Below are 16,884 nucleotides of genomic sequence, written 5' to 3'. Positions count from 1 at the left end.
CCTTCCAGCCACCCAGCTGGGACATACAATCCACTTCGGCCACGGCCGGCCCCGTTTTGTTGCCTCGAGAACAACAATTCTGCCGGGTCGGCCGTGCGCCTCTCTCCCCTCAGTTGGGAGAAGAACCCTTTATTTTGGCCGTTCGGAACGGGAGTGACGCGGCGGCGCGGAAGCCATCCCCGGGGGCGCCGGCGGGCCGGGGGTGCACGTGCCGCAGCACCGTCCGCTGCAGGCGCGGGCGTGCGCGGCGGGTGGCGCCGTGCTGGCGCCGGCGAATCGCGTGCCCGTGGTGGGGGCGCTGCGGCGCGGGCTCAGTCCGGCCGTGCGTTCGCCGAGCTGGACTGCGGACCGCCGCTGGCGGGGGTCTCGCCGTCCTCGGACGCGAACATGCTCTCGATCCGCGGGTCCACGTCCAGCCACTGCTGCGGCGGCAGGCCGATGGCACGGTCGAGGATCGTGGGCAGCAGCCCGGACGGCAGCGCGCTGTTGCTGTTCCAGAGGATCACCACGCCCAGGTCGCGTTCGGGCAGCAGCGCCATCAGGGCGCGGTACCCCTGCACCGCGCCGCCGTGGAAGACCAGGCGATGCCCGGCGTAGTCGTAGATCCGCCAGCCCAGCCCGTAGCCGGCGGCGTTGAGGCGTTCGCGCCGCCAGGACGTGCCGCGCATCTCGCCGGGCGTGCCAACGATCGGCGACTGCACGGTGGCCAGCAGCGGCGCGGGCAGCACGTCCGGGCGGCGGCCGCTCTGCGCGATCAGCCACTGCGCCATGTCGCTGATGCTCGCGTTGACCCCGGCCGCCGGCGCGAGCCGGTAGTAGGTCGGCTTGGGCATCACCGGCTTCCATCCCGCGCCTGCGCGCACGTGCGGACGGGCCCAGCGCGGGCTGGCCAGGATGCCTTCAAGCCCGACGCTGGCGTCGTCCATGCCCAGCGGCTTGAAGATCCGCCGCGCCACCGCCTCGTTGTAGAACTGCCCGCTGGCGGCGAACACCACGTCGCCGACCAGGCTGAAGGCCACGTTCTGGTAGCCGTAGCACTCGCCCGGCGCGCATACCATCGGCGCGGCCGACAGGCGTTGCACCAGGCTGTGGTAGTCGGCGTTGGCCTCGATGTCGCGGTCGAAGGTGTGGTGCCTGAGCCCGACCCGGTGGCTCAGCACGTCGGCCACCGTGAGCTGCCGGGCGGCGTCCGGATCGGCCAGCTGCAGGCTGGGGATGAAGTCGGCCACCCGGCTGTCCCAGCGCAGCGCGCCTTCCGCCACCAGCATCGCGGTGAGCGTGCCGGCGAACGACTTCGACAGCGACGCCAGCCGGAACACGGTGTGCGCGTCCACCGGCTCGGCGTTGTCCACGTCGGTGATGCCGTAGCCGCGCGCGCTGAGCACCCGGCCTTCGTGCACGATCGCCATCGCCAGCCCGGGCACGCGCTGGTTGGCCACCAGGTCCTGGGCCATCGCCTCGAACACGCGCACGTCGAAGCCGTTGGCCAGGGGCATGCGCTGGACCTCTGCCGGCAGCGGCGCCGGGCGGTCCTGGGCGTGGGCCAGTTGCCGGGCCGCCGCGGTCACATCGGCGTCGCCGCGCGCGTCCGGGTTCCAGGCCAGCGGAGTCTGGGCGGCACTGGAAAGCGCGATCGCGGCCAGCATCCCCACCAGCATCGCGCGGACGAGGCGGGAGCCGGGGGATCGGTGGTGCTTGGCTTTCATCGGGTCGGCCCCCTGCGTATGCTCTCGCTTCAGGCGATCATAGGCGCCTGTTTCCGGACTTGCATGAACAAGTGGAGGAATCACCGTGAGCGCATTGATTCTGCTGGCGGTCCTGGTCGGGCTCGCGGTGCTCGTGGGCGGTTGGGCGATCGGCATCTACAACGGGCTGGTGACCGCGCGCAACGCGTTCAGGAACGCCTTCGCGCAGATCGACGTGCAGTTGCAGCGCCGCTTCGACCTGATCCCGAACCTGGTCGAAACCGCCAAGGGCTACCTGGCGCATGAGCGCGGCACGCTCGAGGCGGTGACCGCGGCCCGCGGTGCGGCCCAGGCGGGGCTGGCGGCGGCCAAGGCCAATCCCGGCGATCCGGCGGCGATGGCCGAACTGGCGCAGGCGCAGGGCGCCCTCAACGGCGCGCTGGGTCGGCTGATGGTGGTGGTCGAGGCGTATCCCGACCTCAAGGCCAACCAGAACATGATGCAGCTCACCGAGGAGCTGACCAGCACCGAGAACCGGGTCGCGTTCGCGCGCCAGGCCTACAACGACGCGGTGATGGCCTACAACAACAGGCGTGAGGTGTTCCCGTCGAGCATCGTCGCCGGGATGTTCAACTTCGCGCCGGCCGCGCTGCTCGAGATCCCGGCCGACCGCGCCGAGGTGCGCGAGGCGCCCAAAGTGCAGTTCTGAGGCCGTGGTCCGTGGTCGGGGCGCGGTGAGTGCAGGCGGAAGGGGGCCGGGTGGCGTCGTCGCCACCGGTCCGCTGCCGCGCGCCGCGGCCGTGACCTGCCTGCCGCCCGCCGCCGCGTCGCGATGAACTTCTTCGAACGCCAGGCCCAGGCGCGCCGCAACACCACCCGGCTGGTGGTGCTGTTCGCGCTCGCGGTGGTCGGCATCGTGGTGGCCGTCGACCTGGGCGTGCTGCTGGTGTTCGGCAGCGACCCGGCCCTGCTCGCGGTGTCCACCCTGCTCGCGCTGGGCGTGATCGGCATCGGCTCGATGTACCGCACCGCCTCGCTCAGTGGCGGCGGCGATTCGGTGGCGCTGCAGATGGGCGGGGTGCCGGTGCCCGAGGACACCACCGACGTGCAGCTGCGCCGGCTGCGCAACGTGGTCGAGGAGATGTCGATCGCCTCGGGCGTGCCGGTGCCCAGGGTCTACGTGCTCGAGCACGAGCCGGGGATCAACGCCTTCGCCGCCGGCTATTCGCCCTCCGACGCGGTGATCGCGGTCACCCGCGGCGCGCTCGACCGGCTCAACCGCGACGAGCTGCAGGGCGTGATCGCGCACGAGTACAGCCACATCCTCAACGGCGACATGCGCCTGAACATCCGCCTGGTCGGGGTGCTGTTCGGGATCCTGATGCTGGGCCTGATCGGGCGCAAGATCCTCCAGCACGGCGCCGCGGTGCGTGGCCGCAACGCGATGCCGCTGCTGGTCGCCGCGCTGCTGGCGCTGGTGGTGGGCTACGTGGGCCTGTTCTTCGGCCGCATGATCAAGGCCGGCGTCAGCCGCAGCCGCGAGGTGCTGGCCGACGCCTCGGCGGTGCAGTTCACCCGGCAGACGACGGGGCTGGCCGGGGCGCTGAAGAAGATCGCCGGGCTGCACGACGGCTCGCGCCTGACCGCGCGCGCCGAGGCCGAGGAAGTCAGCCACATGCTGTTCGGCGACGGCACCGGCCTGAGCGGCCTGTTCGCCACCCACCCGCCGATCCTCGAGCGCATCCGCGCGCTCGAGCCGGGCTTCCGGCCCGAAGGCCTGGAGCAGCTCAAGGCGCAGTGGCTCGCGCGCCCGCCCAACGGCCTGGAGGAAGACCTGCGCCTGGGCCTGGCGGCGCCCGCCGACCACGGGCCGCTGCCGGCGCACGGCGCGGACATCGACCTCACCCCGCCGATGGTCTCCGCGCAGGTGGCCGACCCGGACGAGGAGGACTACCGCCGCGCCGACGCGATCGTCGCCGGCCTGCCCGGGCAGCTGCGCGCGATGGCCTCGCTGCGCGAGGGCGCGATGCCGCTGCTGCTGGGGCTGCTGCTGGCGCCGGATGACGAGGTCGCCGACCTGCAGCGCAGCGAGATCGTCGCCCGGCTCGGGGTCGGTGTCGCGGCCGAGGCCCGGCGCCTGCGCGACGGCCCGCTGGCGTCGCTGCATCCGATGCTGCGCCTGCCGCTGGCCTCGCTCGCGTTCCCGACCCTGCGCCTGCGCCCGCGCCCGGAGCTGGCGACCTTCCTCGATACCGTGCACGCCGTGGTCCATGCCGACGGGCGGGTGTCGCTGTTCGAGTACTGCCTCGGGCGGCTGCTGGAAGTGCAGCTGCGCGAGGCGCTGGATCCGTCGCGCTACGCGCGCTTCGGCCGGCGCAAGCCCGGCAACGTCCGCCAGGAGTTCGCGACCCTGCTCGCGGTCGTGGCCCAGGCGGGCCATCCGCGCGATCCGGACGCCGCGCGGCGCGCCTACCTGGCCGGCATGCAGCGGGTGCTGCCGCGCGACCACCTGCCGTACGCCCCCCCGGCCGAGGGCGTGCTCGCGCTGGACGCGGTGTGGGAACCGCTCGACGCGCTCGACCCGCTGGCCAAGCAGGTCGCGGTGGAGGCGATCACCGACGCGATCTCCCACGATGGCAAGGTGACGGTCGCCGAGGCCGAACTGCTGCGCACGATCTGCGGCGTGTTCCACTGCCCGCTGCCGCCGATGCTCGAGCACGCCTGAGCGGCGGTGGCGCGGGCCGCCCTCAACCGCGCGACCGGGCGATCAGGTCGGCCGCGCGCTCGGCGATCATGATCACCGGCGCGTTGGTGTTGCCGCCCGGCAGGGTCGGCATCACCGACGCATCCACCACCCGCAGCCGCTCGACCCCGCGCACGCGCAGCTGCGGATCGACCACCGCCAGTTCGTCGCCGCCCATGCGGCAGGTGCCGGCCGGGTGGTACACGCTTTCGGCCTTGGCGCGGACGAAGGCGGCCAGGCCTGCGTCGTCGAGGTCTTCGCGGTCCGGGAACAGCGGCGCGCCGCGCCAGGGGGCGAAGGCGGGCCGGGTCAGGATGTCGCGGGAGAGGCGCGCGCACTCGACCATCATCCGCAGGTCGAAGCCCTCCGGGTCGGACAGGTACCGCGGTTGGATCCGCGGCGGATCGGACGGGTTCGCGCTGGCCAGGGCGATGCGCCCGCGGCTGCGCGGGCGCAGGAAGCAGGCGTGCAGGGTGAAGCCGTCGCCGGGCAGCCGGTTGCGGCCGTGGTCGTCGAGCATCGCCGGGACGAAGTGGAACTGGATGTCGGCGCGTGCGTCCGGCGCCAGCGCCGAGCGGACGAAGCCGCCCGCCTCGGCGATGTTGCTGGTCCCCGCGCCGCGGCGGCCGCGCAGGTAGTAGTCGAAGGCGATGCGCAGCTCGCTGGCGCGGTCGTAGGTGACCCGCTTCGTGGCGCGGTACAGGGTGCAGATGTCGAGGTGGTCCTGCAGATTGGCGCCGACCCCGGGGGCGTCGTGCAGCACCTCGATCCCGTGCTGTCGCAGGTGGTCGGCCGGTCCGATGCCCGAGAGCATCAGCAGCTGCGGTGAATTGACAGCGCCCCCGCACAGCAGCACCTCGCGCGTGGCCCGGGCGTGGACCCTGCGCCGGCCGACGCTGTAGCCCACGCCGTCGGCGCACGCACCCGAGAACGTCACGCGATGGGCCAGCGCGCCGGTCACCACTTCGAGGTTCGGTCGCGCGCGCGCGGGGTGGAGGTAGGCGACCGCGGCCGAACAGCGCGCGCCGTCGCGCTGGGTGACCTGGTACAGGCCGACGCCGGCCTGCCGGGGGCCGTTGAAGTCGTCGTTGCGCGGATAGCCCGCCTGGGCTGCGGCCTCGATGAACGCTTCCGAGAGCGGATTGACGTGGCGCAGGTCGGACACGGTCAGCGGGCCGTCGCCGCCGTGCAGGGCGTCGGCGCCACGGGTGTTGCCCTCGCTGCGGCGGAACCAGGGCAGCACCGCGTCCCAGTGCCAGCCGGTGGCGCCGGCCGCGGCCCAGGCGTCGTAGTCGGCCGGCACCCCCCGGATGTAGCACATGGCGTTGATCGAGCTCGATCCGCCCAGCACCCGTCCGCGCGGCCACCACAGGCGCCGTCCGCGCAGTCCCGGCTCGGGCGCCGTGCTGTAGTCCCAGTTCACGTCCTTGCGGTTGACCAGCTTCGACAGGCCGGCCGGCATGTGGATGAACGGGTGCCAGTCGCGCGGGCCGGCCTCGAGCAGCAGCACGCGCACCCCGGGATCCTGCGAGAGCCGCGCGGCCAGGACGCAGCCGGCGGACCCGGCGCCCACGACCACGTAGTCGTACTGGTGCGTGCGGTCGTGCCGGGCCATGGCGCACAGCATATCCGCGCCGGTGGCGGATGGTGGGACAATTGGCCAACGTTTTCGCGGCTCCGGGCCTGGGCATGGCAACTCCGATCGACGAACCCGCAGGCACCGGCCGTCCCGCGCGCTTGCGCGCCGCGCTGGCCGAGTCGCCGCCGCTGCTGTGGTCGTTCCTGTACTTCTTCTGCCTGCTCAGCGGCTATTACGTGCTGCGCCCGGTGCGCGAGGCGATGGTCGCCTCCAGCGACGTCACCGCGGTGTTCCCGCCGGCACTGGTGGAGTTCTTCGCCCGTCGCGGCGTGGCCCTGGGCGAGTTCGTGCCGCAGTTCATCTTCACCTCGGTGTTCGTGGCGATGCTGGCGCTGCAGCCGGCCTACGGCTGGCTGGTCAGCCGGTTCCCGCGGCGGGTGTTCCTGCCGGTGATCTACGGCTTCTTCATCGCCACGCTGCTGGTGTTCCACGCCCTGTTCGACAGCGGGGTGGCGGGGCGCGGCCTGGCCTTTGTGCTGTGGCTGACCGTGTTCAACCTGTTCGCGGTGGCGGTGTTCTGGAGCTTCATGGCCGACGTGTACAGCAATGCCGAGGCGCGGCGCTACTACGGCTACATCGGCGCCGCCGGCACCGTGGGCGCGTTCCTGGGCCCGGTATTGACGGGGCTGCTGGTGCAGCGGCTGGGGATCGCCAACATGATGCTGGTCTCGTGCGCGCTGCTGGCGGTGTGCATGCTCTGCATCCTGCGCCTGCGTCCGTACGCCGTGCAGCGCGAGCAGGCCGACGGCCGGCGCAGCGGCGAGGTGCCGATGGGCGGCGAGGTCTGGGCGGGGCTGAAGCTGGTCGCGCGCGAGCCGCTGCTGCGCTGGCTGGCGCTGATGGTGGTGCTGGGGATCGGGGTCGGCACCCTGCTGTACAACGAGCAGATCCTGATCGCGCGTTCGGCCTTCGCCGACGCCGAGCAGCGCACCGCGTTCTTCTCCCGCATCGACCTGGCGGTGAACACGCTCACCCTGGTGGTGCAGCTGCTGGTGACGCGCGCGCTGCTGTCGCGCTTCGGCATCGCGCCGGCGCTCCTGGTCCCCGCCGGCGCGGTGGTGCTGGGCTTCTCGGTACTGGCGGCCTCGCCGCTGCCGGTGCTGGTGGCGATCGTGCAGGTGGTGACCCGTGCCAGCGAATTCTCGCTGGCCAAGCCCGCGCGCGAGACGATCTACACCCGGGTTGGCCGGGAATGGCGCTACAAGGCCGGCGCCGCGATCGACACCGTGATCTACCGCGGCGGCGACCTGGTGTTCGTCTGGATGCACAAGGCGCTCTCGACCCTGGGTTCGAACCTCGTGTTCGGCGCTGGAATCGTCATCGCCTCCGCCATGACCTTCAGCGCCTGGCGGCTGCTGCGCGAGGAGGCGAAGCTGCCGTCGGAGCGGCCGTTACCCGCCGATGCGGCAGGCGCGGCAGAACGCGCCTGAAGGGCGCCCCGGCTCGCTCCCGACTCTGTAGGAGCGGCTTGAGCCGCGACCGGGCATGCATCCAGCTTCACCGCCGAAGTCGCGGCTGAAGCCGCTCCTACAATGGTCGAGGGCGGCGGCAGCAGAGCCAGCCGTCCCCGCCAGCGCCGCGCCATTGCGCGCGGGCCTGGGCGCGGCGGGCGTCAGGCCTTGCGCGGCGAGATCCACATCGCGATCCGTGCCCGGAACACCGGCTTGCCCGACGGATCGGCAACCTCGACCTCCACCGGAAGCTCGTAGCCCTGCGCGGCCTCGTGGGGCGCGAAGGCCGGGGTGGCCACGGCACGCATCGTGCCCACCGCCTTGGCCAGGTACTCGACCTGCATGCCGCGCGGGATCCAGCGCATCGATGCGGGCAGGCTCACGTCGGTGGTCAGGCCGCCGATGAACTCGGCCAGGTTGCACAGCGCGATCGCGTGCACGGTACCCAGGTGGTTGGTCACCCGCCGGCGGTGGGCGATGGTGGCCTCGCCATGGCCGGGCCGCAGCTCGACGATGCGCGGGGCAATGCCCGAGAAGTAGGGCGCCTTGAGGCAGACCAGGCGCGAAAACAGCCACTTGCCGAGCGGCCGGCGCTCGAGCGACTGGTACAGGCGGAGGACTTGCGGGGCCATGGCGTGGCGTCCCTGGTCTGCGCGGTGCCGGAGTGGTGGCGCGGCCCACGGGATGCCGCGGGCCGCGGGAACGGTCCGCGCGGCGCGCGCCGCGCGGATCGGAGGCCGGTCAGGCGGCTTCGCGCCGCGCGCGTTCGGAATCGGGCAGGTTGCGGTAGCCGGCCGAGCGCAGTTCCTCGGTGTCGAAGTCGTCGACCATGATCGCGTCGAGGGTCAGCTCGCGCAGCTCTTCGAGCTGGGCGCGTTCCTCGGCCGTGATCCAGCCCTCGCGCACGCCCTCGTCGAGCTGCGACCTGAAGTCCAGCGCCTCGATGTCGCTGTTCTTGAGCGCCTTGAGGAATTTGCGCTCCACCGGCTCGGCGGCGATGGCCTTGGCCAGGTAGCTGTTGATCCGGCCGCCCGGGTTGTTCGGGCCCGGGGTCAGGAACACGCCCTGGGCCAGGCGGTCGCGGGCCTCGTTCGGGGCCATCAGCAGCGCGGCAACGCGATGGCTCAGGCGGTCGCCCGGCGGCACCGCGCGGCGGCCGAGCGGGAACACCAGCGCCCACAGCAGCCAGCCCACCGGACGGATCGGGAAGTTGCGCAGCGCCGCCGACAGCGCGGTCTCGATCTTGTGCACGCTGTCGTGGAAGGCCCACGCCAGCAGGGTGCGATCGGAGTGCGGCGCGCCCTCGTCGTGGTAGCGCTTGAGCATCGCGCTGGCCATGTACAGGTGGCTGAGCACGTCGCCCAGGCGCCCGGACAGCGACTCCTTGAACTTGAGCTTGCCGCCCAGCAGCAGCATCGACACGTCGGCCATCAGCGCCAGGTTGGCGGAGTAGCGGTCGAGCTTGCGGAAGTAGCGGCGGGTGTAGTCGTCGCCGGGCGCCTTGCCGATCTTCGCCCCGGTGATGCCGAACCAGAACGAGCGCACCGCGTTGGAGATGGCGAAGCCGATGTGGCCGAACAGGTTGCGGTCGAACTCGCGCAGGCCGGCGGCGTGGTCCGGGTCCTGGGCCGCCTTCATCTCCTTCATCACCCATGGATGGCAGAGGATCGCGCCCTGGCCGAAGATCAGCAGGCTGCGGGTCATGATGTTGGCGCCCTCGACCGTGATCGCGATCGGCGAGGCCTGCCAGGCGCGGCCGCCGATGTTGCGCGGGCCGAGGATGATGCCCTTGCCGCCGACGATGTCCATGAAGTCGCCGGCGACCTCGCGGCCCATCGTGGTGCAGTGGTACTTGGCGATCGCCGAGGGCACCGACGGCACGTCGCCGCGGTCCACCGCCGCGGCCGTGGCCTGCGACAGCGCGCTGGTGGCGTAGGCCTTGCCGCCGATCCGCGCCAGCGCCTCCTCGACGCCCTCGAAGCGGCCGATCGACAGGCCGAACTGCTTGCGGATGCGGGCATAGGCGCCGGCGACCACCGCCGCCCACTTGGTGCCGCCGCTGGCGGTGGAGGGCAGGGTGATCGAGCGGCCCACGGCCAGGCACTCGTTGAGCATGTTCCAGCCCAGGCCGGCCTTGTCCACGCCGCCGATGAGCTGGTCCAGCGGCAGGAACACGTCCTTGCCGCGCACCGGGCCGTTCTGGAACGGCGAGTTGAGCGGGAAGTGGCGACGGCCGATCTCCAGCCCCGGGGTGCTGCGCGGCATCAGCGCCAGGGTGATGCCGATGTCGCGCCTGTCGCCGATCAGGCCGTCCGGGTCGTACATGCGGAAGGCCAGTCCGATCAGCGTGGCCACCGGCGCCAGGGTGATGTAGCGCTTGTCGAAGGTCAGGCGCACGCCGAGCACCTGCTCGCCGTTCCACTCGCCGCGGCAGACGATGCCGTAGTCGGGGATCGAGGTGGCGTCGGAGCCGGCGAAGGGGCCGGTCAGGGCGAAGCAGGGGATCTCCTCGCCCACCGCCAGGCGGGGCAGGTAGTAGCGCTTCTGTTCCTCGGTGCCGTAGTGCATCAGCAGTTCGCCGGGCCCCAGCGAATTGGGCACGCCGACCGTGGAGCTGACCACGCTCGACACGGAGGCAAGCTTCTGGATCACCTTGTGGTGGGCGAGCGCCGAGAAGCCGAGGCCGCCGTACTCCTTGGGGATGATCATGCCGAAGAAGCGGTGCTGCTTGATGAAGTTCCACACCGCCGGGGGCAGGTCGGCGCGGACGTGGTTGATCTCCCACTCGTCCACCATCCGGCACAGTTCCTCGACCGGGCCGTCGAGGAACGCCTGCTCCTCTTCGGTGAGCATCGGCTTCGGGTAGCCGAGCAGCTTGTCCCAGTCGGGGTCGCCCGTGAACAGCTCGCCCTCGAAGCCGACCGAACCGGTTTCCAGCGCGATGCGTTCGGTCTGCGACAGCGGCGGCAGGACCTTGCGGAAGAACTTCAGCAGCGGCGCGGTGACCAGCGGCTTGCGCAGGAACGGCAACAGCAGCAGCGCGCCGACCGCGGCGACGATGCCCGCGGCCACCAGGGTGGCGGTGGGGTGCGCGCCGAGGAACCAGCACGCCGCCAGCACGACGGCGCTGATGGCCACCCAGGTCGCGAGCCGCAGTCGATGGTAGGCGGCGAACGCGCCGGCCAGCAGCACCGCAAGGAAGGGAATCACGACGCTCATCACGTTTGTCTCCAGCTCGATGGTGGCGCCACGCGTGGGAGCGACGCGTGACGAACTGACCGTACGGTTGAGTATGGAATCGCCCCGCAGGCTTGTCAACACGCTGGCGGATGGGCGACGATACGATTCTTGACCCAGGCGTATGGACAGCGATCGACATGGCCAGACCTGCCGCGACTCCTCCTGCGGCCGCCGGCAAAACCGGCGCCACACCGCCCGCCCAGGGCCGCGGCAAGCCCGAGCGCAGTGGCCGCCTGAGCGCCGATGACTGGGCCCAGGCGGCACTCGACCTGATCGCCGAGCAGGGTGTGGCCGCAGTCGCGGTCGAGCCCCTGGCACGCCGGCTGGGCGTCACCAAGGGCAGCTTCTACTGGCACTTCCCCTCGCGCGAGGCGCTGCTGCAGGCGGCGCTGGACCGCTGGGAAAGCGTCGAGCAGGAAGCGGTGTTCGGCGCCCTGGAGCGGGTGCCCGATCCGCGCGAGCGCCTGCGCGCGCTGTTCCAGATGGTGGCCCACGAGTACCAGTCGCACGTGATCTACAGCGCGCTGCTCAAGGCGCTCGACCACCCGGTGGTGCAGCCGGTGATCGACCGCGTCTCCAAGCGCCGCCTGGACTACCTGGCCGCCTCGTTCCGCCAGACCGGGCTGGGCCGCGAGGATGCACTGCACCGCGCGCGCCTGACCTACGCCGCCTACGTCGGCTTCCTCCAGCTCAACCTGCAACTGCACCAGGCGCGCATGCCGCAGGAGGAGTTCGAGGCCTACGTCGAACACCTGAGCCGGACGCTGGTCCCCGCCTAGCCGCCAGGTGCAAGGGGGGTCAGACCGGTCCGGGATCGGGATCGACCCCGGCTGCCCGCAGCGCCTCGGCGAGCGGCTCGAGGTGGCGGCGGTACTGGCGCCACCTGCCCGATGCCTCCGCGTACAGCGGCCGCCGGACCTGCCAGTAGCTGGCGGTCTTGACCGTGTTGTCGAGGCGGTGGAACTCCAGGCAGCGCGGGTCCCACGGCAGGTCGAGGAACGCGAGCAGCGCCTCGGCCGTCGCCTGCGGATCGCGGACGAAGGCGTCGTAGTCGAATTCGTGGATGCTGTCGGGGTACAGCCGTTTCCAGTGCGCCATCAGGCGCCGGTACTGGCCGTAGTAGTGCCCGGTGTCGCGCAGGTCGTTGGCGTAGGCGAACCCGCGCGGATCCAGGTGCTGCATGTGGATCGACAACCCGTTGTCGAGCGGATGGCGCACGGTGTGGATGATCTTCGCCGCGGGGAACAGCCGCTTGGCCAGCCCGACCAGGAGGAAGTTGTCCGGGCGCTTGTCGGTAAGGTAGGCCGCCTCGGCCGCATGCGGGAACAGGCGCGCGGTTTCGGTCCGGTAGGCGGCGGCCAGCGCCGCGGCGCGCGCGGCGTCCAGCGTGGCCATGGCGGCCGGAAACGGCGCGAGCTGGCGCGCGGCCATGCGCGGGAGCAGGTCGAGTTCGCCGCCGGGCACCACCGCCGGATGCGCGGCGAGGACCTGTTCCACCAGGGTCGAGCCGGAGCGGAACATGCCGCAGATGAACAGTGGCGCGGGGCGGCCTGCATCCTGCGCGGGGGCGGCGGGGGGCGGGGTCGCGCCCGGGAACGCCGCCACCAGGGCGTCGATCGCCCGTTCGGTCCGCGCCGGGTCGTACCCGGGGCCGGTGCGGCCCGCGTGCAGGTTGCCGCGGGCGAAGGCCTCGAACGCCTGGTCATGCAGTCCGAGCCGATCGAGGGCCCGGCCCAGGGCGAAGCACAGGTTGGCGCGGGTGGCGTCGTCGCCGGTCGCGCCCGACACGGCAGCGATGCGCAACTGCGCCAGCAGCGGGTCGCCGGCATCGGCCGGCGGCCGCAGGTGGGCCAGGCGGGCCAACGCTTCGAGCCGGTAGCGCGCGTCGTCGGCCGGCGCGTGGTCGAGGACGGCGGCGTAGCACTCGATCGCCTGCTCGCGCCGCCCGCGCTCTTCGGCGAGGTTGCCGAGGTTGAGCCATGCGGGCAGGTAGCGCGGCGACAGCGCGAGCGCCGCGCGGAGTTCGCGCTCGGCCTCGTCGTCGCGGCGCAGGTGGTCGGAATAGATGACCGCGCGGTTGAGGTGGACTTCCTCGGGCGCGGCCACGCCGTGGGCGAGGGCCTTCGCGTAGGCCTCGAGCGCTTCATCGTGATGGCCCTGTGCCTTCAGCAGCCAGGCCAGGTTGTACCAGCCGTCGGCATGGCCGGGATGCTGCGCGAGCGCGCGGCGGAAGGCGTCGATCGCCGCGCGGTGGCGGCCTGCGCCGAGCAGCTGCATGGCATCCCGCAACAGGGGCGGGTGGGATCGGGACATGGGCGGTTCCGGCGGAGGGACCGGCCGCGCATGGCGGCGCCGGGAGCACCGCGACGGCGCGTCGGCCCGGGTGTCGGGAGTATGCTTGCCGCGGGGGTCCATCACAATGTCCGGGAGCACAGATGTCCAACCGAATCAAGCGCGTTTTCCCCGTGGCGATTGCGTTTGCGTCGATGGCGTACCTGCCTGCGGGGGCTGCGGGGCAGGATCGATCCTCCCACCCCTGCGCCGAGATCGGCGACGCGGCCACGCGCTTGGCGTGTTATGACCGCGCGTTTCCGCCGACCGAGAAGGCGCAGGAGGAAGCCGCAAGGGGCGCTGTGGCCGCCTTCGGCCGCGAGCGCGCACGGGAGGCGTCGGGCGTTGACGCTGTGGGTGCGAACGATGCCGGGCCCGATCAGGTACAGGCGGTGGTGACTTCGGTGACCTATGGCCCGAGGCAGCAGCGCGTGATCGGCCTCGACAACGGCCAGGTCTGGGCCCAGACCGAATCGCGCAGCAGCGGCCTCGTCCGCGAGGGGGATACCGTCACCGTACGCAAGGCCGCGTTTGGCACCTACATGCTGAGCACCGGTTCGGTGGCGCTGCGGGTGCGCCGGGTGCGATGACGGGGCCCGGGCGGGCGGGCGCCGCCAGGACCTTCACGGCAGCGCAGGCGGGTCTGTTCAACGCCGCGCTGCAGCAACTGCGCGGGGGCAGCGCGGCTGCGGCACTGCCGCTGGCGCGGCAGCTGGTGGCGCAGGCCCCGGCGGTGGCCGATGCCCACCAGCTGCTGGCGATGTGCCTGGCGGACACCGGCGACGCCGAGCGTGCGGATGCCAGTTTCCGCACGGCGGTGCGGCTGGCGCCCGGCAATCCGGTACCACTGGTGAACTTCGCCACCTGGTTGCGCCGGGTGGGGCGGACCGCCGAGGCGCTCGACGGTTTCCGCCGGGCGGCGGCGCTGGCCCCGGGGCATGCGCCGGCCTGGGCCCAGGTCGGGCTGATGGAGCTGGATGCCGGCCGTCCGCACGAGGCGCTCGAAGCACTGGAGCGGGCGGTGCGCGCGCAGCCGCGTGCACTGGATGCATGGATGGGTCTGGCCGCGGCGCACCGGGCGACGGGAAACCTGGAGCGCGCCGAACAGGCGTTGCGCAAGGTGCTCGACGCGGCGCCGGCCCACGCGCCGGCCTGGGTCAACCTGGGCGCGGTGCTGCGGCTGCAGGGCAGGGCGGACGAAGCCCTCGCCTGCTTCACCCGCGCGCGAGACGCCGGTTTCGACTCCCCCGAACTGCGCGACGCGCTGGCCGGCACGCTGGTGGATGTCGGGCGGCCGGGCGAGGCGCTGGGCGAGGCGCGGCAACTGGTGGCGCGCCATCCCGGCTTCGCCGCGGGCCATGCCACGCTCGCCCACATCCTCTGGGAGTACGGTCCGGTCCTGGCCGCCGACGAGGATCCGCTGCACGCCTTCCGGGCCGCCGCGGACCGGCAGCCGGACAACCGCGAGCTGCAGGTCGCCCTGGTCGCCTTCCTGCTGCAATCCAGGCGGGCCGACGAAGCGCTCGAACGGATCGGGGCGCTACGCCGTCGCGACGACCATCCGGTGCTCGCCTGGCAGGAAGCCGATGCATGCCAGGCGCTCGGGCTGGCCGAGCGCGCCGAAGGCCTGTACGAAGCGCTCACCGCGCACTACGCCAACCATCCCGGCTTCCGCAACGCGCGCACCCGCCACCTGCTCGCCCAGGGCCGCTGGCGGGAGGCCGAATCCCATGCCGCCGAGGCGGTGCGCCTGGACCCCCGCAACCAGGAAGGCTGGGCCCACCTGGGCGTGGTCTGGCGACTGCTCGACGATCCGCGCGAGCACTGGCTGTGCGACTACGAGCGCTTCGTCGGCTACCTGGAGGTGGCGCCGCCGGAAGGTTTCGCGTCGATCCACGCCTTCCTGGACGAACTCGAGCCCGTGCTGGCCCGGATCCACGCCGCGGCGCGCGAACCGGTCGCGCAGAGCTTGCGCGAGGGCACCCAGACCCCGGGCCGGCTGTTCGGCCGTCCCGAGCCGTTGCTGGTGGCCGCCGGCCAGGCGTTGAAGCGGACCGCGGAGCGGTGGGTCGCGAACCTGCCCACCGACCCGACCCACCCGTTCCTGTCCCGGCGCGCGGGGCAGTTGCGCTTCGCCGGCTCCTGGTCGGTGAGGCTGCGCTCCTCCGGCCGGCATGCCAGCCACGTCCACCCGGAAGGCTGGCTGAGTTCGGCGTTCTACGTCAGCCTGCCGGCCGCGATCGGCGCGGGCCGCGACGAGGGCGACCGCGCCGGCTGGCTCCAGTTCGGCCAACCCCTGGAGACCCTGGGCATCGACCTGCCGCCCAGGCGGGTGGTCAAGCCTGAACGCGGCTGCCTGGCACTGTTCCCCTCCTACTTCTGGCACGGGACCCTGCCTTTTACCGATCAGGCTCCGCGGACTACGATAGCCTTCGACATGGTGCCGGAGTCGCCATGGGATCGCCTGACGCCCGCGCCGCTCGACTCAACCAGGATCGAACGACATGCATAGCCTTCCAGCACACACCAAGACCGCACTCATTCTCCTGCTGGCCCTGCCTGTCGTCGCGCTGCCCGCAGCGGCGGGCGTGCTGGCCCAGTCGGCCGCTGCATCGTCAGCGCCGCCGGCCGAGGAAGTCCGTGCCGACCCGGGGGCCGACGCCAAAGTCGCCGCTGCCGATCCCAACGAGCGGATCTGCAAGAACATGCAGGTGACCGGCAGCCGTTTCGGACGCAAGGTCTGCCACACGCGCGAGCAGTGGGACGTCATTGACGGCAGAACCCGCGATGCCATGCGCGACCTCGAAAGCACCCCCCAAGGGTGGAATGAGGGCAATTGAGCGCCGCGCGCCTTCGCGCGCCGGCGCCCGCACCGCTGCGCGGAGGCACGCACACGGTGCGCTGCCCCCCGATCTTGGCCGAATGACGTGACCACTAGTCCCGGATCTGCCGGGCCCGGGCTTTACCTGGGTCCCCGCCTCGACCTCGCGCAGCTGTCTTCCGAATTCAGCAATCGTGGCCATGTGGTCATCCCGCGATTCCTGGACGACGCGTTCGCCGCGAGGCTCTACGAGCGGCTGCTGTCCTGGAGCGAATGGGCGCTGGTCACCCGCATCCAGGGCGAACACCGGACCTTCGACGCGGCCGGCATGGACGCGCTCGACCCTGCGCGGCGGGCGGCGTTCGACGAACTCGTCGCGGCCGAGGCCCGCAACGGCTTCCAGTACCTGTACGAGCGCTATCCGCTGTTCGACCACGGCCGTGCCGGGCGGCTGACCGACCCGGTCCTGGCGGAGGCGTTCGCGATGCTGGGCCACGACAGCTTCCTCGACTTCGCGCGGGAGGTGACCGGGGTCCCGCAGATCCGGCTCGCGGACGGGCAGGTGACGCGTTACCGCCGAGGGCACTTCCTCACCCTGCACGACGACCATGCCGAGGAGATGCAGCGCGTGGCCGCCTACGTGCTCAACCTGACACCGGAGTGGGCGGCCGACTTTGGCGGGCAGCTCCAGTTCGCGGACGCCCAGGGTCGCGTCCAGTCGGTGGTCACGCCCAGTTTCAATACCCTGACCGTGTTCGCGGTGCCCAGCCCGCACCTCGTCAGCAGCGTGGCGCCGTTCGTCGACCGCGGGCGCTACGCGATCACCGGCTGGTTCCGGACCGGCTGACGGGCCCGGAGGGTCGCGGCGCGGAACCTGCTCCGGCGCCGGTCCTGCCACGTCTCTCCCACTCCCTGTCCGCTAGCCCGGAGGCCCGTTGCCGGGCGGATGCATGGATGTCGCCGCCGCCCAGGCG

Annotated in this window: 13 protein-coding genes; 8 read left to right on the top strand and 5 right to left on the bottom strand. The window is 72.1% G+C overall.

From position 1 onward, the window contains the following. Window positions 1–311: 311 nt before the first annotated feature. Entirely contained in the window at window positions 312–1,706 is a 1,395-nt protein-coding gene (locus FQY79_RS06430) for a serine hydrolase domain-containing protein (protein WP_342779010.1), read from the bottom strand. An 85-nt stretch (window positions 1,707–1,791) separates the two neighbouring features. Here FQY79_RS06430 and FQY79_RS06425 point away from each other — a divergent pair, with 85 nt between their 5' ends. After that, on the top strand, window positions 1,792–2,394 hold the full coding sequence (locus tag FQY79_RS06425; RefSeq protein WP_146311816.1) for a LemA family protein: 603 nt from the start codon (window positions 1,792–1,794) through the stop codon (window positions 2,392–2,394). A gap of 123 nt (window positions 2,395–2,517) precedes the next feature. Continuing rightward, entirely contained in the window at window positions 2,518–4,410 is a 1,893-nt protein-coding gene (locus FQY79_RS06420) for a M48 family metallopeptidase (RefSeq protein ID WP_146311814.1), read from the top strand. Between the two features lie 22 nt (window positions 4,411–4,432). On the opposite strand, the gene FQY79_RS06415 is transcribed toward FQY79_RS06420, so the two are convergent. Then, on the bottom strand, window positions 4,433–6,043 hold the full coding sequence (locus FQY79_RS06415) for a GMC family oxidoreductase (protein ID WP_146311812.1): 1,611 nt from the start codon (window positions 6,041–6,043) through the stop codon (window positions 4,433–4,435). Window positions 6,044–6,117: 74 nt separating this feature from the next. Here FQY79_RS06415 and FQY79_RS06410 point away from each other — a divergent pair, with 74 nt between their 5' ends. Continuing rightward, a complete protein-coding gene (locus FQY79_RS06410; RefSeq protein WP_146311810.1) occupies window positions 6,118–7,497 on the top strand; it encodes an NTP/NDP exchange transporter in 1,380 nt (459 codons plus the stop codon). Between the two features lie 182 nt (window positions 7,498–7,679). On the opposite strand, the gene FQY79_RS06405 is transcribed toward FQY79_RS06410, so the two are convergent. Both FQY79_RS06405 and FQY79_RS06400 read right to left on the bottom strand, forming a co-directional pair. Beyond that, window positions 7,680–8,150, bottom strand: a complete 471-nt coding sequence (locus tag FQY79_RS06405) for a hotdog fold domain-containing protein (RefSeq protein ID WP_146311809.1) — start codon at window positions 8,148–8,150, stop codon at window positions 7,680–7,682. A 109-nt stretch (window positions 8,151–8,259) separates the two neighbouring features. Continuing rightward, window positions 8,260–10,737, bottom strand: coding sequence for an acyl-CoA dehydrogenase (locus FQY79_RS06400; RefSeq protein WP_146311807.1), 2,478 nt, complete (start codon window positions 10,735–10,737; stop codon window positions 8,260–8,262). A 158-nt stretch (window positions 10,738–10,895) separates the two neighbouring features. Between FQY79_RS06400 and FQY79_RS06395 the strand changes: the two genes are divergently transcribed. After that, window positions 10,896–11,537 carry a TetR/AcrR family transcriptional regulator gene (locus FQY79_RS06395; RefSeq protein WP_146311805.1) on the top strand — a complete coding sequence of 214 codons (642 nt, stop codon included), beginning with the start codon at window positions 10,896–10,898 and terminating at the stop codon, window positions 11,535–11,537. Between the two features lie 19 nt (window positions 11,538–11,556). Here FQY79_RS06395 and FQY79_RS06390 read toward each other — a convergent pair whose 3' ends face one another. Continuing rightward, window positions 11,557–13,071 (bottom strand): tetratricopeptide repeat-containing sulfotransferase family protein, encoded by a 1,515-nt coding sequence (locus tag FQY79_RS06390; RefSeq protein ID WP_146311803.1) that lies wholly within the window; start codon window positions 13,069–13,071, stop codon window positions 11,557–11,559. Window positions 13,072–13,193: 122 nt separating this feature from the next. On the opposite strand from FQY79_RS06390, the gene FQY79_RS06385 reads away from it, so the two are divergent. From FQY79_RS06385 to FQY79_RS06370, 4 genes are all read left to right on the top strand, one after another. Then, window positions 13,194–13,679, top strand: a complete 486-nt coding sequence (locus FQY79_RS06385; protein WP_146311801.1) for a hypothetical protein — start codon at window positions 13,194–13,196, stop codon at window positions 13,677–13,679. Continuing rightward, window positions 13,676–15,601: a tetratricopeptide repeat protein gene (locus FQY79_RS15775; protein WP_146311799.1), complete on the top strand. Its 1,926-nt coding sequence runs from the start codon at window positions 13,676–13,678 to the stop codon at window positions 15,599–15,601. Before FQY79_RS06385 ends, FQY79_RS15775 begins: the two co-directional genes overlap by 4 nt. Continuing rightward, the gene (locus FQY79_RS06375; RefSeq protein ID WP_146311797.1) at window positions 15,594–15,929 is read left to right on the top strand and encodes a hypothetical protein; all 336 of its coding nucleotides are present in this window, start codon (window positions 15,594–15,596) and stop codon (window positions 15,927–15,929) included. Before FQY79_RS15775 ends, FQY79_RS06375 begins: the two co-directional genes overlap by 8 nt. 87 nt (window positions 15,930–16,016) lie before the next feature. Then, window positions 16,017–16,757, top strand: coding sequence for a 2OG-Fe(II) oxygenase (locus FQY79_RS06370; protein ID WP_146311795.1), 741 nt, complete (start codon window positions 16,017–16,019; stop codon window positions 16,755–16,757). Window positions 16,758–16,884 lie beyond the last annotated feature (127 nt).

The sequence above is a fragment of the Luteimonas wenzhouensis genome, from assembly GCF_007859305.1.
GTDB classification, from domain to species: Bacteria; Pseudomonadota; Gammaproteobacteria; order Xanthomonadales; family Xanthomonadaceae; genus Luteimonas; species Luteimonas wenzhouensis.
The sequence above is the reverse complement of the archived record's forward strand: the minus strand, read 5'-3'. Positions and strand labels throughout refer to the sequence as shown.